The 14,763-nt window shown below is 68.5% G+C and carries 13 protein-coding genes; 4 read left to right on the top strand and 9 right to left on the bottom strand.

Annotation, left to right across the window (positions count from 1 at the left end):
* Positions 1–14 precede the first annotated feature (14 nt).
* Positions 15–794, top strand: coding sequence for an SGNH/GDSL hydrolase family protein (locus ACYVN4_RS33210; protein ID WP_460725931.1), 780 nt, complete (start codon positions 15–17; stop codon positions 792–794).
* 6 nt (positions 795–800) lie between these two features.
* Here ACYVN4_RS33210 and ACYVN4_RS33205 read toward each other — a convergent pair whose 3' ends face one another.
* Positions 801–1,916 (bottom strand): alcohol dehydrogenase catalytic domain-containing protein, encoded by a 1,116-nt coding sequence (locus tag ACYVN4_RS33205; RefSeq protein WP_460725929.1) that lies wholly within the window; start codon positions 1,914–1,916, stop codon positions 801–803.
* Positions 1,917–2,010: 94 nt separating this feature from the next.
* Between ACYVN4_RS33205 and ACYVN4_RS33200 the strand changes: the two genes are divergently transcribed.
* Positions 2,011–2,664, top strand: a complete 654-nt coding sequence (locus ACYVN4_RS33200; RefSeq protein WP_460725927.1) for a class I SAM-dependent methyltransferase — start codon at positions 2,011–2,013, stop codon at positions 2,662–2,664.
* A 4-nt stretch (positions 2,665–2,668) separates the two neighbouring features.
* On the opposite strand, the gene ACYVN4_RS33195 is transcribed toward ACYVN4_RS33200, so the two are convergent.
* The gene (locus ACYVN4_RS33195; RefSeq protein WP_460725925.1) at positions 2,669–3,433 is read right to left on the bottom strand and encodes an LppU/SCO3897 family protein; all 765 of its coding nucleotides are present in this window, start codon (positions 3,431–3,433) and stop codon (positions 2,669–2,671) included.
* 156 nt (positions 3,434–3,589) lie between these two features.
* Here ACYVN4_RS33195 and ACYVN4_RS33190 point away from each other — a divergent pair, with 156 nt between their 5' ends.
* Positions 3,590–4,369: a VOC family protein gene (locus tag ACYVN4_RS33190; RefSeq protein ID WP_460725923.1), complete on the top strand. Its 780-nt coding sequence runs from the start codon at positions 3,590–3,592 to the stop codon at positions 4,367–4,369.
* Between the two features lie 10 nt (positions 4,370–4,379).
* Here ACYVN4_RS33190 and ACYVN4_RS33185 read toward each other — a convergent pair whose 3' ends face one another.
* Together ACYVN4_RS33185 and ACYVN4_RS33180 are read right to left on the bottom strand one after the other, a co-directional pair.
* Positions 4,380–5,708 (bottom strand): pentapeptide repeat-containing protein, encoded by a 1,329-nt coding sequence (locus tag ACYVN4_RS33185; protein ID WP_460725921.1) that lies wholly within the window; start codon positions 5,706–5,708, stop codon positions 4,380–4,382.
* A gap of 228 nt (positions 5,709–5,936) precedes the next feature.
* On the bottom strand, positions 5,937–7,181 hold the full coding sequence (locus ACYVN4_RS33180; protein ID WP_460725920.1) for an MFS transporter: 1,245 nt from the start codon (positions 7,179–7,181) through the stop codon (positions 5,937–5,939).
* 93 nt (positions 7,182–7,274) lie between these two features.
* Here ACYVN4_RS33180 and ACYVN4_RS33175 point away from each other — a divergent pair, with 93 nt between their 5' ends.
* Positions 7,275–7,709: an ArsR/SmtB family transcription factor gene (locus tag ACYVN4_RS33175; protein ID WP_460725918.1), complete on the top strand. Its 435-nt coding sequence runs from the start codon at positions 7,275–7,277 to the stop codon at positions 7,707–7,709.
* A gap of 3 nt (positions 7,710–7,712) precedes the next feature.
* Here the strand turns inward: ACYVN4_RS33175 and ACYVN4_RS33170 are convergent, their stop codons facing one another.
* From ACYVN4_RS33170 to rpsO, 5 genes are all read right to left on the bottom strand, one after another.
* On the bottom strand, positions 7,713–8,393 hold the full coding sequence (locus tag ACYVN4_RS33170; protein WP_460725916.1) for a pyridoxamine 5'-phosphate oxidase family protein: 681 nt from the start codon (positions 8,391–8,393) through the stop codon (positions 7,713–7,715).
* Positions 8,394–8,469: 76 nt separating this feature from the next.
* The gene (locus ACYVN4_RS33165) at positions 8,470–10,200 is read right to left on the bottom strand and encodes a serine/threonine-protein kinase (protein ID WP_460725914.1); all 1,731 of its coding nucleotides are present in this window, start codon (positions 10,198–10,200) and stop codon (positions 8,470–8,472) included.
* A 147-nt stretch (positions 10,201–10,347) separates the two neighbouring features.
* A complete protein-coding gene (locus ACYVN4_RS33160) occupies positions 10,348–11,688 on the bottom strand; it encodes a M16 family metallopeptidase (protein ID WP_460726815.1) in 1,341 nt (446 codons plus the stop codon).
* 85 nt (positions 11,689–11,773) lie between these two features.
* Positions 11,774–14,035 carry a polyribonucleotide nucleotidyltransferase gene (locus tag ACYVN4_RS33155; protein WP_460725912.1) on the bottom strand — a complete coding sequence of 754 codons (2,262 nt, stop codon included), beginning with the start codon at positions 14,033–14,035 and terminating at the stop codon, positions 11,774–11,776.
* 415 nt (positions 14,036–14,450) lie between these two features.
* Complete coding sequence (gene rpsO, locus ACYVN4_RS33150; protein WP_460725911.1) at positions 14,451–14,720, bottom strand: 30S ribosomal protein S15; 270 nt, start codon at positions 14,718–14,720, stop codon at positions 14,451–14,453.
* Between the last annotated feature and the right edge of the window lie 43 nt (positions 14,721–14,763).

Here is a 14,763-nt window from a genome sequence, read left to right as displayed (position 1 = left end):
AGTACGATCCGGCCATGTCCCCGCTTCGACTGATTTCCCTGGTGGCGGCCTTCGGCGCGGTCGCCGTGCCCACTTCAGCAGCGGCACCGGAGGATTCGGCCCCGCCGCCGATCCAGCGCTATGTGGCACTCGGCGATTCGGCCGCGGCGGTCGGCTCACTGAATCGGCTCGAGCCGGGCGTCCCGCTGTTCTGCGCCCGCTCCGACGACAACTACCCCTCCGACCTGGCCCGTCGGCTCGCCCCCGCGCAGTTCGTCGACGCCACCTGTAGCAGCGCGAAGACCACCCACATGACGCAGCCGCAGACCGGCGCAACCCCGGGATCGGTGCCACCACAGTTCGACGCCCTCACCCCCGACACCGACCTGGTCACGATCACCATCGGCGCCAACGACATCGGCGCACTCGGCCATCAGGGCGCGGTCTCCGAGGCCGAATTGGCCACCATGGGAACCAATGTCGGCGCGGTGCTGGACGGCATCCACCAACGCGCACCCCACGCCACGGTCGTCGTACTCCCCTATATCCGCTACACCCCGCCCGACGGCCCGGGCTGCTACGGATTCAGCGGTGCCAGTGGACAACAGGGCATGGCCGACACCCTCGCCGCCGCGGCCGCCGCCCACGGGGCGCGCTTCGCCGACATCTTCGCCATGACCGGACACGACATGTGCGAGGCACCGGGCACCAATTGGGTCAACGGCCCCATCCCCGACACCCTGACAGTTCCCTTGCACCCCAATGCCGCTGGACAGTCCTATGCGGCCGAGGTGATCGCCCGGACCCTCGGCTGAGCAACCTCAGTCGAAGGTGATGATCTGGCGCAGGGCGTGTCCGGCGGCGAGTTCGTCCATGGCCTGGTTGATGTCCTCGAGGCGGATGTGCGAGGAGACGAGGCGTTCGACGGGGAGTTTGCCCTCGCGCCACATGCGGACGAATTCGGGGATGTCGCGGGAGGGGACCGCTGAGCCGAGGTAGCTGCCTACGATCGCACGGCCCTGGGCGACCAGGCCCAGCGGGGAGATGCTGGCGCGGGCGTCCGGCGCGGGGAGACCCACGGTGACTGTGACGCCACCGGGAGCTGTTGCGGCGACGGCGGTTTCGAAGGCACGAATATTGCCCGCCGCCTCGATGACGGCCTCGGCCTGAATGTTCTCTGCCGCGACCTCCTGCGGGGTGTAGGCCGCGGTCGCACCCAACTCCATGGCGATCTTGAGCTTCTCCGGCACGGTGTCGACCGCGATGACCTCCCGTCCCGTCCCGGCGCGCAGGGCGGCGGCCACCAGCACGGCGGCCATACCGACCCCGCCGAGCCCGACCACCATGATGCGGTCAGTGGGACCGGGTTTCGCCGAATTCAGCAGTGCCCCACCACCGGTGAGGACGGCGCAGCCGAGGACGGCGGCCACCTCCGGCGGCACATCGTCGTCGACCGGCACCACCGAGCGGCGATCCACCACGGCGTGCGTGGCGAAGGCCGAAACACCCAGGTGGTGATGGACTTCCGCGCCGTCGCGCAGCAATCGCCTACCGCCCGCGAGCAATTCACCCGCATTGTTGGCCAGGCTGCCGGGCTCGCACGGGGTGCGGCCGTCGGTGGCGCAACCGGCGCACTGGCCGCAACGCGGCAGGAAGGTCATGACCACCCGCTGCCCGATCTGGAGATCACTGTCCCCCGGCCCGACCGCCTCGACCCGTCCGGATGCCTCGTGCCCGAGCAGCATGGGCACCGGCCGCACTCGATTGCCGTCCACCACGGACAGATCCGAATGGCACAGCCCCGCCGCCTCGATCCGCACCAGCAGTTCACCGGGACCGGGTTCGCCCAGGTCGAGTTCGGAAATGACGATCGGCTTCGACTCGGCGAACGGCGTCGGCGCGCCGATGCTCTCCAGAACGGCACCACGAATCCTCATGCGCCCGACGCTACACCGGCGGCCGGAAGCCATACCGGGGAACCTTCCCAGACAGCTTGATATCTGATTCCATGAGTACCGGACAGGAGCACACATGAGCACTTCGCTGACCACCGGTAATCGCGCCTTCAACCACGTGGTGACACAGTTCTTCGGCAATGTCGCCCGCGCCTACGACACCGCCGCCCTGCAACAGGTCGTCTACCGCCCGCCGCAGGATCAGGTGCTGTCGGAACTGCGCCGGGCCAAGTCCCGCCGGATCGCCGACATCGGTTGCGGCACCGGCATTCTCACCTCCCGTATCCAGCGCGAACTGCGGCCCGACGCGGTCTTCGGCGTGGACGCCTCCCCCGGCATGCTGGCGCAGGCCCGTGCCCGCTCCACCGACGTGCAGTGGCGGCAGGCCGCCGCCGAGCATCTGCCCTTCGCCCCCGGCGATCTGGACGCGGTGGTCTCCACCAGCGCCTTCCACTTCTTCGATCATCCGGTCGCGCTGCGGGAGTTCCATCGGGTGCTGGTGCCGGGCGGTCTGGTCGCCATCGCGACCATGCATCCGGACGGCCCCACCTCCCGCCCGATTCAGCGACTCACCCGCAGCCCGCTGTTCCCGGCCCACGCGCCCTCGCCGCGAGAAACCCGGAAGCTGTTGGAGGACGCCGGTTTCGAGGTCGTCGACCAGCGCAAGATCGCCCGCCCGCTGCCGTCCTGGCTGATCCCGGACGTCATCACCGTCGGCACCCGCCGCTAGCGGTTCACTTGCCCGGGTTGTCGCTGCCGCGGAAGCAGACGGTGAGCTGAAGTTTGTTCCACACCACCCACACCGCGCCGCGGCCGTCGCGGGGACAGCCCGCGCCCGAGGTGGAGTTCGCGAACACCGCGGTCGCCTGCACGATGTGCTCGCCGGTGGTGGCGCAGTCGACCTTGGACGGCACATCCATATTGGTGGTGTCGTAGCAGACCCCGGCCCGCCAGTCGAAGGTCAGGCACAGGTGATAGCGCACCTTGCCGGACTTGTCGTGCGGGGCCGATTCCAGGGTGTAGAGCGGATCGGTGCACGGGTCCGGGCCGATCTGCAGCACCCGATAGTTCGCGTCCACCGACGCGCAGTCCGACGGCTCCGGGGTGCCCGCCTTCCAGGTGGGATCACCGGAGGCGTTGTGCGCCTGCTCGATCGGCACCTCGACACAGTCGCCGACCTTCAGCGCGGCCATCGGATCCGGGGCCTGCGACTTCTCCGCCACGGTGGTCGGCTGACCCGCGTGCACCAACTCCGGCGGTGCGGCGAGCGCGGTACCGGCGACGGTGTCGCGGTGCACGAACGGCAGATTCGAGGCCACCGCGGCGAACACCAGCACCCAGCCGCTCACGGCCAGACCCGAAATCAGCGCGCGCTCACGGACACCCACCCCGGCGACGGCCGGATCCACCCGGGACCGACCCTGCCGGGTGATGGCCCGAGCGGCGAGCGCGGCCCCCACCGATAGCAGGACGACCGCCGTCCCCACCACAAACCACACGCCGCAAACCCCTCCGCAAACCCCTGCCTCGATCGTCTGCAAGCTATCGCACGGAAGAACAACGGGCCAATCCGGCGGCCCGCCCGAGCCCGCGGTGGAATGCTGGACCCCGCCGGGGCATTCCCGGCGACCAATCCCGAAAACAAAGGAATTCCAGTGCTCACAACCGAATTCGTTCCCGGTTCACCCAACTGGCTCGACCTCGGCAGCCCCGACCTGGACGCGGCCACCGCCTTCTACGGCGCCGTGCTCGGCTGGGAGTTCCAATCCGCCGGACCGGAGGCCGGCGGCTACGGGTTCTTCCAGGTGGACGGCAAGACCGTCGCCGGTGTCGGGCCGCTCACCGAGGCCGGCGCGGCCTCGGCGTGGACGGTGTACTTCCAGACACCCGACGCGGACGCCACCACCAAGGCCGCCGAACAGGCCGGGGCCACCGTCCGCAACGAGCCCTTCGATGTCATGGGCGTCGGGCGCATGGCCAATCTGACCGGTCCGCTGGGCGCGCAGTTCGCGATCTGGCAGCCGCTGTCCTTCCCCGGCTTCGAACTCGTGGGCGTGCCCGGCGCGCTGGCGTGGGTGGAGTTGCATGTCTCCGATCCGGCGGCCGCCGCGGCCTTCTATCGGACGGTGTTCGATTGGCGGACCACGCAGATGGACATGCCCGGTATGCCGTACACCGTGCTGGCGACCGGCGACAGCGCGCCGGACGACACCGGCTTCGGTGGCATCGCGCCGCTGCAGGGCGAGGGCGAGCCGCCGCACTGGCTGGCCTACTTCGGCTCCGCGGATGTCGACGCGCAGGTGGCGTCGGCGACCGCGGCGGGCGGCTCGGTCGTGGTGCCACCCATGGACATTCCGACGGTCGGACGCTTCGCCATTCTCGGCGATCCGGCGGGCGCGGTCTTCGCGCTGCTGAAGCCGGAAACGCCCGCCTAGTTCGGGCTCGTCAGGCTGCCGGTTCCTTGGCGGACTCCGCCAGGGCCGGTGGCCACGGGGTGGGCGTGATGTTCGCCGGTTTGGTGTTCGGGCTGCCGTCCCAGTCGAAGTGCACGCCGACCCACGCCTTGGGGCCCTCGAAATCGATGGCGCGGGCGTCGAAACCGACACGGCGGAAAGAGATGTCGCCGAAGAAGTCGCCTCCGGCGAAGGTCACCAGCCGACCGGAGAAGGTGGCATCGGCGAAGGACACCCGCCCGTGGTACTCGGCGCGGGCGAAGGAGACCTCCTGGGTGCGCCCGGTGCGCCAGCGGACCTGCGCACCGAGCTGGGCGCAGTCGAAGGAGCTGGATTCGGTGTAGAAGCGGGAATCGGCGAAACTCACCCGGGCGCCGGAAAATTCGGCGCCGGTGAAGGTCACCCGGTCACCGTCGAAGACCACCCGTTCGAAGGCGGTCAGCTCGGCGGCGAAGCCCGCATTGGCGAAGCTGCTGCGCTCCCCGGCGAAGGTGGCGCGATCGAAGACCGTTCGCGCGCCCCGGAATTGGGCCCCGTCGAAATTGACGCCGCCGCCGAAGGTGGCCTCGGCGAATACCGTCGCGGCCGCGCGCCGCTCCGCCCGGCCCGCCGCGCTGGGCGCGAATACTGCCCGCTCGAAGACGGCCGCGCTGCGGAAGATGGCCCCGCGGAAGGTGACGCGTCTGCCGAGGAACCGCGTCTGCTCGAAACTGGCGGTGCGTCCGCTGAGGAACATGGCGTTGGTGAAGCTGGTATTGCGGCCCGCGAAGACCGCGCCCCGGAAGTCGGCGTCCTCGAACACCGCGTCGGAGAAGTCGAAATCACAAGCCGACCAAGAGATCTCGGCGGACAGGCGGAGCCGCTGGGTGACCACCCGCACGATGGTGTCGCGCACCTGCCGGTCGTTCTGGCGGTAGGTGTACACCCGTTCCACGGCGGTGCCGTGATCCTCGATGCGCTGTGACTTGGAGACCAGGTGGCTGGCGCCCTCCTCCGGCGCATACGGCAGCCGCAGGTATCCGCACAGCACATCCACGCACTGCTGACGCCGCCAGCGCACCGCGAAGTCGTCGGCCACCCCGGCCATGGCGTAGACGCCCGCGATCCGCACGGCCACATCGGGATCACCCAATTGCCGTGCCGCGGCGGCGAAGACCTCGGCGAAGCGCGCACGCTCGGCATCGCGACGCCAGCGGTAGACCACCAGCGCCACGCCCGCGGCGGCCACGCCCGCGGCGACGGCCGGGGCCACCTTGCCCGCCCACCACCAGGTGAGGCCGCCGACGGCGAGCCCGCCCAGCACCGCCACCAGTATCGACACCGTTTGACCCGACCGATGAAACGTCCGGCTCACCACCCCACCGAACCTCCACCGCGACATAGCCGAAGGATAGCGATCCCGGGCCGGTCACGCATCGGTTGCGATGATTCGTTCGCGACTTCGCACCCCCGAAAACGGTGTCCCGCCAATCCGTTTCGCCGGAAATGCCGCGTCCGCCCGGCGACGCGGGGTCACCGGGCGGACGCGGATCAGGCTATTACGGAGAAATCAGACAGTTTCGGCGACCGGCTCGGCCGTCTCGACCGCGGCGTTCTCGGTCTTGCCACGCAGACCCATGGCCGCGGCACCCAGGCAGGCCAGCGCCACCACGATGACGAACCACGGGAACACCGTGCTCAGCCCCCAGGTGGTGGCCGCCCAGCCCGCCACGACCGTCGGAATGGCCATGGCCGAGTAGGCCAGCAGGTAGTACGCCGACATGGTCTCGCCGCGCTTGTGCTGCGGCACCACGTTCGACAGGTGCCGCAGCGACCCGCCGAAGCCGAGGCCGAAGGTCCCGCCCAGCGCGAATCCGGCCAGCAGCACCAACACCCAGTTGTGGGTGTTCAGCGCCGGAATGGTGATCACCAGTGCGATCGCCATGCCGATGTCACCGGCGATGGCCGCGCGCCGCGCGGTGATCCCGCCCGCCACGGCCTGAGCCAGCGCACCCGCGGTCGCCGTGGACGCCACCACCGCACCGCCGAACACCAGATTGTGAATCCCCGTCTTGGCCGAGGCCAGCGACGGATACAGCGACAGCAGCACACCCAGCACCGACCAGGCCGCCATCACGCCCAGCGCCGAGAACCAGAAGTCAGCGCGAATCTCCTGCGGCACAGCCGGTTTCGCAATGGTGATGCGCTGCTTCTGCCGCGCCGCGTGCGGCTCGCGCAAGGCCAGCACGCCCGCCGCGATGAGCACGCACACCACGGTGATCACCACATACGGCGTGCGCAGCGGGTGCGGCGCGTACTGCGCCAGCACCGCCGACCCCAGAATCGCCACGGCCATACCGACATTGAACGCAACCCCGGACAACTGCCCCGACCGCGCGCCGTGCTGCGGCCGCAGATCCAACAGCGCCGCCGCCCCCGACACCACGATCGCCCCGACCGCCGCCCCGTGAATCGCCCGAGCCAGCAGCAGCATGGCCACATTGTCGGCGAACAGGAACACCACCAGCCCGAGGATCATCAGACCGAACGCGCCCAGCAGCACCGGCTTTCGCCCGACCACATCGGAGATGCGACCGGAGACCAGTACCGCGCCCAGCGCCGCGACGGCGTAGGTGGCGAAGACAAAGGTGGTAGTGAGCGGCGAGAAGTGCCAGCTCTGTTGATAGATCCCGTACAGCGGGGCGGGCGCGCCCGAGACGCCGAGCGCCACGCCACAAGCCGCGAGGATGAGCGCGTAAGCCCAGGTCTGGCTGCCCTGTTCGGCTCGAGTCGCAACTGCCGTTGCCGATGCCATCGAACCCTCCATCAGGTAAGTTTGATTTGTATCGAACCTGACTGTACGGCAGGTTCGACAATTATCAAACCAGCCCCCAGAGTGAGGTAGCTCATGTCCGACACCGACGCGACGCCCGCGGTCGCCCCGCTGCCCGCGGTGCTGGGCGCACTACAAGACCCCATCCGCCTGGAAGTGGTCCGGCGACTCGCCAACGCCGGAACCCCCATGCGCTGCGGCCTCACCTACGAGGGCATCAGCAAGTCGACGGCCGCCCACCACTTCAAGATCCTCCGCGAAGCCGGCGTCACCGAGAAGGTGACCATCGACGGCAACACCCACCTCCGCCTGCGCACCGAAGAACTCGACACCGCCCTCCCGGGTCTACTCCCAGCGATCCTCGCCGCCGCCAACAATGCGACGCCGACGGACGCCGAGACGCCCGAACCGCAGCGGTTCGTCAGCAACGAACAGTTCGCAGCAGGTTCACGCTCCGCACCACAGATCAACCTCGAAGCGTTCCGAGCTGATCAAGACGCCGCGCGGTAGCCTCTACCGCGCGGTGGCCTCAACCGCCAATCGCGCCCGCAGTTCCTCGTTCTCTCGGCGCAGTTCCTCGAGCTGCGCGGTCAGGCGCTGTTGTTCGGCGGCGGCGGTGCGGCGTTCGAGGGCGATGGCTTCGTCGAGGCGGGCCTTGGTGAAGCGGGGGCGGATGTATTTGACGCAGTTCCAGTTGAAGGCTTCGACGGTGATGATGATCGCGCGTTCGGCGATCTTCTGGATCGCGCCGTTGTAGGCGGTGGAGATGCGATCGATCAGGTCCGGGTCGTCGGCGCGTTCGACCATGCGAGCGTGGCCGTAGACCTTGAGGCGTTCGCGTAGCGGGTAGTCGATGAAGAAGAGGGCTACCCGGTCGTTGGCGGTGAGATTGCCTACGGTGACGTATTGGCCGTTGCCGGTGAGGTCGACGAAGGCGAGGGTGTGGTCGTCGAGGACCTGGACGAAACCCGGTGGGCCGCCGCGGTGTTGGATGTAGGGCCAGCCGTCGGGGGTGGCGGTGCCGAGGAAGAAGGAGTCCGCCGCGCGGATGAAGCCCTGCTCACGGAGGTCCAGCGGCTGTGGCTCGTCGCGGCCATGTTCGAGTTGGGCACCGTAGTCCCGGTAGCTGCCGACGAGTTTCTGTCGCTGCTGCGCCGCCTCCGAGAAGGCAATCCGCGCATATCGATTCGACACCGGCGCTCCCTTCCGTATCCCCTGCGACCGAATCTAACAGTACGGCCGTACTGGATACAGGCGGGTGCGGCGGAGATCACTGCGTGAGCGGGAGCGACTTCCACCAGTCGACGACGCCGCTGGGGGTCTTGGGGGTGCCCCGGGTGTACATGAGGAACTTCTCCCGCTTGGGGTCGTCGAAGAAGGTGGTGGCGAAGGCGGTGGAGGGGACGTCGGGGAAGGAGTCGAAGCGGAGGTTGGTGTATTGCTTGCCGCCGCACGCCTCCTGGAAGGTCAGGTTCTCGAAGGTGCTGCCCGCCGGGTGGATTCGGCTCGCCACCGAATGCGCGGCCGCGGCCGAGCTGAAGGCGAACACCACGTACTCGCGAACGTCGTGGTCGGCGGAGTACTGGCAGTCCCAGGCGGCCACCCAGCCCTCGAAGGCCCACGGCGGCAGGAAGTCCGTGGTGTCGTGGTCCGCGACGCGGCAACTCGCGGCCGCGAAGCCGGACCCGAGTTCGGGCTTGGCCGGGACCAGACCGGGGAAAGCCGCACTGATCTCGGCGATCTCGGGTGCCGGAGCCTTCGGCTTGGCGGTGTTGCCTGACGGCGTGAACAGGAAGACGGCCAGGCCCAGCGCGACCGCCAGGCACAGGCCCAGCAGCACCACCATGCGCAAGCCCACCAACCACTTTCGCGGTGACTGCGGCGGTTTCGGCTCGGCGAGCGGGATTCTCGAATGCCGATCGGTCGCCGGTCCCATCAGCGCCGGAATATCGGTCAGTTTTCCCGACCGCAGCGCCACCGACGACTGTGCCGCCCGGCGCTGGGCATGCGGCCCCGACTGTGGTGACCGCGCATTCGACAGCGACCGCACCTCGGGCGGCGACGGCCGCACCGGAGCCTTCCCGCGCCGCCCGGCCGGAGCCGGTTTCGCCGGGTGCACAGGCGTTTCGGGGGCCCGGTCCCGGATCGAGATGGTCGCCGACCCCACCGGGTCCCCCAGCATCAGCGCGCGCCGCGCCGCCGCCGCGAACTCCGAACACGACGGATACCGTTCGTCGGGATTCTTGGCCAACGCCCGCGCCAGCACCGGATCCAGCGAGGCTGGTAGGCCCGGCCGGTAACTGCCGACCGGCGGCGGCGTGTCGTAGAGATGCGACTTCACGATGGCCCCGAGATCGGTCGCGCGGAACAGCGGCAACCCGGTCAACAGCCGAAACAGCGTGCAGGCCAGCGAATATTGATCCGAGCGGTGATCGACCGGCAGACTCTGCAGCTGCTCGGGCGAGGCGTAGGCCAGCGTCGCCATCACCGATCCCGACCCGGTGAGCCGCCCGGTGTCCTCCTGCAGGCGCGCGATCCCGAAGTCGGTGAGCAGCACCCCGGCCTGCTGTTCGCGGGTCTCGGTGGCCAGCATGATGTTGGCGGGCTTCACATCTCGATGCAGCACCCCGACCCGGTGCGCGTAGTCGAGGGCGGCGGCGGTGGCCTCGACGATCTCCACGGCCTGTTCGGGGGTCATGTCGCGCACCGATTCGGCCTCGACACCCTCGACGTACTGCATGGCGATCCACAGTCGCCCGTCCTCGACGCCCCGGTCGTACACGGTGACCACGTTCGGGTGATTGAGCCGCGCGGCCAGATCCGCTTCGCGTTCGAAGCGGGCGTGAGTCTCGTTGTCCCCGTGGTATTCCGCGTTCAGCAGCTTCAACGCGATCCAGCGCGGCAGGCGCGGATGGCGGGCCAGGTACACGGCGCCCATTCCGCCACGCCCCAGCTCACGTTGAATCACGTACCCGGCGAAGATCTCACCCGGTCTGAGCACAAGCCCCTCCCATCCAGCGAGGAGATCATAGCCACAAACCGGCATACCTCACACGGTGTACGGGCCTACCGTCGAGTAGCCGTCTCGGTCGGCGAGACGGCCACTCTCAGGGAACGAATCAGTACCTTCAGGCACCAGCGCTTATGGTCAGGGAACCAGACGGCGGACCGCGGCCGGAAGGTCGCGGGTGCGGCGATACGGGCCCGCCACCGCCACGCCGAAAGGCCGCGCGAGCAGGTTCGCCGCAATGCGGGAGACCTCCTCGGTGGTGACTTCTTCTATGCGCGCGAGGGTTTCGGAGACACTGCGGTGATTGCCGTAGCTCAGCTCCGAACGGCCGATGCGGTTCATCCGGGAACCGGAATCCTCGAGGCCGAGCACCAGCCCACCGCGCAGCGAACCCTTGGCGCGGGCGCATTCCGCGTCGGTGATGCCGTCGGCCGCGACCTCCTCGAGCACCCCGCGCGCCAAAGTCGCGACGTGGCCGAGGTTTTCGGGCTGACAGCCGATGTAGACCGAGAACGCGCCGGTGTCGGCGAAGGTGTCGACGCTGGAGTACACCGAGTACGCCAGGCCGCGCTCCTCCCGAATGCGCTGGAACAGCCGCGAACTCAGGCCACCGCCGAGCACCGTGTTGAGCACCGACAACGGCCAGCGCTTCTCACCCTCGTGCCGCCCGAAGGCGCGGGTACCGAACACCAGGTGCGCCTGCTCGCTGTCGCGCTGGATACGCAGCAGCTCCGGATTGCCGCGCGGGCGGAACTTGCCCTCGCGCCGCGGCGCGGGTTCCAGGCCCGGTTCGAGCCGATGTGCGAACGCGCGATACACCAGCTCGACCACGTGCTCGTGCTCGATATTGCCGGCGACCGCGACCACCATCCGGTCGGGCCGATAGCGGCGCAGATGGAACGAGCGCAGCTGATGGGCCTGCATGTCCTCGATGGTCTCGACGCTGCCGATCACCGGCCGGCCGATCGGATGATCACCGAACAGCGCGGTCAGGAAGGCGTCGCCGACCATGTCCTCGGGATCGTCGTCGCGCATGGAGATCTCCTCCAGCACCACCTGACGTTCCACCGCCACGTCCTCGGCGCGGCACAGGCCGTTGAGCACCACGTCGGCGACCAGGTCCACCGCCATCGGCAGATCCTCGTCGATCACGTGCGCGTAGTAGCAGGTCTGCTCCTTGGCGGTGAAGGCGTTGAGTTCGCCGCCGACCGCGTCCATGGCCTGCGCGATCTCCAGCGCCGAGCGCGTGGGCGTGGCCTTGAACAGCAGATGCTCGAGGAAGTGCGCGGCGCCGGCCACGGTCGGGCCCTCATCGCGCGAGCCCACCCCGACCCAAACGCCGATCGAGGCCGAGCGCACGCTCGGCACATGCTCGGTCACCACCCGTAGCCCGCCGGGCAGCACGGTGCGCCGCACACCGATATCGGTTGCGGGCGCTTGGTTCTGGACAATGGCCAGCGCAGAACCCCCCTGCTCCAGATTCCGGAGCAAGGGGGCCGTGTCTGTCGCGGCGCGCGCGGAACCCGCGCGCACCGCCGACTGCTTCTTCGTCACAGAGAAATAATTACTCTGCGATCGCGTCGACCGCAGCAGAGGCTTCGGAGTTGTCCGAATCCTCGTCGACCGGCACCAGCGAGATCTTGCCGCGGTTGTCGATATCGGCGATCTCGACGCGGATCTTGTCACCCACGTTGACCACGTCCTCGACCTTGGCGACGCGCTTGCCGTTGCCCAGCTTCGAGATGTGGACCAGACCGTCGCGGCCCGGGAGCAGCGACACGAACGCACCGAAGGCGGTGGTCTTGACGACCGTGCCCAGGAAGCGCTCGCCGACCTTCGGCAGCTGCGGGTTCGCGATCGCGTTGATCGCGTCGATCGCGGCCTGCGCCGACGGGCCGTCGGTCGCACCGACGAACACGGTGCCGTCATCCTCGATGGAGATGTTGGCGCCGGTGTCCTCGGTGATCTGGTTGATCACCTTGCCCTTGGGTCCGATCACCTCGCCGATCTTGTCGACCGGGATCTTGATCGCGGTGACGCGCGGAGCGTAGGGGCTCATCTCGTCCGGGGTGTTGATGGCCTCGGCCATCACATCCAGGATCGTGTAGCGAGCGTCCTTGGCCTGGTTCAGCGCACCGGCCAGCACCTGCGACGGGATGCCGTCGAGCTTGGTGTCCAGCTGCAGCGCGGTCACGAACTCGCGGGTACCGGCGACCTTGAAGTCCATGTCGCCGAAGGCATCCTCGGCGCCCAGGATGTCGGTGAGGGCCACGTAGCGGACCTCGTCCTCACCCTTGTCGTTCTTCACGGTGTCCGACACCAGGCCCATGGCGATACCGGCGACGGGGGCCTTCAGCGGCACACCGGCGTTCAGCAGCGACAGGGTCGAGGCGCACACGGAACCCATCGAGGTGGAACCGTTGGAGCTCAACGCCTCCGAGACCTGACGGATGGCGTACGGGAACTCCTCCTGCGACGGCAGCACCGGCATCAGGGCGCGCTCGGCGAGCGCGCCGTGGCCGATCTCGCGGCGCTTGGGCGAGCCCACGCGGCCGGTCTCACCGGTGGAGTACGGCGGGAAGTTGTAGTGGTGCATGTAGCGCTTGGAGGTCTCCGGGCCGAGCGAGTCGACCTGCTGCGCCATCTTCACCATGTCCAGGGTGGTGACGCCCAGGATCTGGGTCTCGCCACGCTCGAACAGCGCCGAACCGTGGGCGCGGGGCACCACGGCGACCTCGGCGGACAGGGCGCGGATGTCCGCGAGCCCACGGCCGTCGATGCGGAAGCTGTCGGTCAGGATGCGCTGGCGGACCAGCTTCTTGGTGACCGAGCGGAACGCCGCGCCGATCTCCTTCTCGCGGCCCGCGAAGGACTCGGCCAGCTCGGAGAGCACATCGAGCTTGATCTCGTCGATCTTCGCCTCGCGCTCCTGCTTGTCCGCGATGGACATCGCCTGGTTCAGCTCACGCTTGGCGGTGCCCTCGACGGCCTCGTAGGCGTCGGCCTGGTAGGGCAGGAAGACCGGGAACTCGCCGGTCGGCTTGGCGGCCAGCGCGGCCAGGTCCGACTGCGCCTTGCACAGGCGGGCGATGAACGGCTTGGCGGCCTCGAGGCCCTCGGCCACAACGGTTTCCGTCGGCGCGGTGGCACCGTCGGCGATCAGGGTCAGCACGTGGCTCGGGGCCTCGGCCTCGACCATCATGATGGCGACGTCACCCTCGACCACGCGGCCGGCGACGACCATGTCGAACACGGCGCCTTCCAGCTGCTCCACGGTCGGGAACGCGACCCACTGGCCCTCGATCAGCGCGACGCGCACGCCGCCGACCGGACCGGAGAACGGCAGGCCCGCGATCTGGGTGGACGCCGAGGCGGCGTTGATCGCGACCACGTCGTACAGATCCTTGGGATCCAGCGACATGACGGTCACGACGACCTGGATCTCGTTGCGCAGGCCGTCGACGAAGGACGGACGCAGCGGCCGGTCGATCAGGCGGCAGGTCAGGATGGCGTCGGTGGAGGGACGGCCCTCACGACGGAAGAACGAGCCGGGGATGCGGCCCGCGGCGTACATGCGCTCCTCGACGTCCACCGTCAGGGGGAAGAAGTCGAACTGATCCTTGGGCTGCTTGGAGGCGGTGGTCGCCGACAGCAGCATGGTCTCGTCGTCGAGGTAGGCGACCACGGAACCCGCGGCCTGCTTGGCCAGGCGGCCGGTCTCGAAACGGATGGTGCGAGTTCCGTAGCTGCCGTTGTCGATCAGGGCGACGGACTCGAAAACGCCGGGCTCGACCTCGGCGGCGGAACTGGTCTGTGTGTCAGACATGTGTTTTATCTCAACCTCTCGTCTTCGCCGGGGTTCGCACATTCGTCTCGTGCGATCCGGCTCGTCGGCCGTACCCGACATGGGCGCGCGCCAACCCTCGTGGTCGGCGCACGCACACCCGGCCTGATCCCTGGGAAGGGCGACGCGGAGGCGATCATCGATCGAAGCCCTCCGGGCGCGCATGGTTCATCTCACTTCGCGCCCCGAAAAGCCACTACCGAAGACCGACGCCACGCGGCGGGTGCATACGGCTTCTGTTGGCGTATACCCGTCTCGACCTCCCCCTCCTGGGGAAATCGGACACATATACGAAAGGCCAACGAGGAGATTCTATGCCTCCTCGTCGGCCGGTTCGTCAACTACCTCCGCCCGCACAGGCATGTCGCCCCTGCATGACGGAATGACGTCACTGAAATCAGCGACGCAGGCCCAGACGCTCGATCAGCGAACGGTAACGCTCGATGTCGTTGGCCTGCAGGTACTTCGACAGGCGACGACGGCGACCGATCAGCGCGAGCAGACCGTGGCGGGTGTGGTGGTCGTGCTTGTGCACCTTGAGGTGCTCGGTGAGGTCGGCGATCCGCTTCGACAGCAGCGCGATCTGAGCCTCCGGGGAACCGGTGTCAGTCGGGTGCAGGCCGTACTCGGCGAGAATCGTCTTCTTCTGCTCGGTGGTGAGAGCCACTGAATCTCCTTGTTTCAGTCCGCGCGAAAAAGGTGACCGGGAA

The organism is Nocardia heshunensis (assembly GCF_054782115.1).
Note: the sequence above shows the minus strand (reverse complement) of the source record. Positions and strands in the feature narration are given on the sequence as shown.

Coding starts and splice junctions, on each gene's coding strand:
- ACYVN4_RS33180 (WP_460725920.1), bottom strand. CDS start 7,181: ATGGCATCGGCAACGGCAGTTGCGACTCGAGCCGAACAGGGCAGCCAG.
- ACYVN4_RS33205 (WP_460725929.1), bottom strand. CDS start 1,916: ATGAGGATTCGTGGTGCCGTTCTGGAGAGCATCGGCGCGCCGACGCCG.
- ACYVN4_RS33210 (WP_460725931.1), top strand. CDS start 15: ATGTCCCCGCTTCGACTGATTTCCCTGGTGGCGGCCTTCGGCGCGGTC.
- ACYVN4_RS33155 (WP_460725912.1), bottom strand. CDS start 14,035: ATGTCTGACACACAGACCAGTTCCGCCGCCGAGGTCGAGCCCGGCGTT.
- ACYVN4_RS33200 (WP_460725927.1), top strand. CDS start 2,011: ATGAGCACTTCGCTGACCACCGGTAATCGCGCCTTCAACCACGTGGTG.
- ACYVN4_RS33175 (WP_460725918.1), top strand. CDS start 7,275: ATGTCCGACACCGACGCGACGCCCGCGGTCGCCCCGCTGCCCGCGGTG.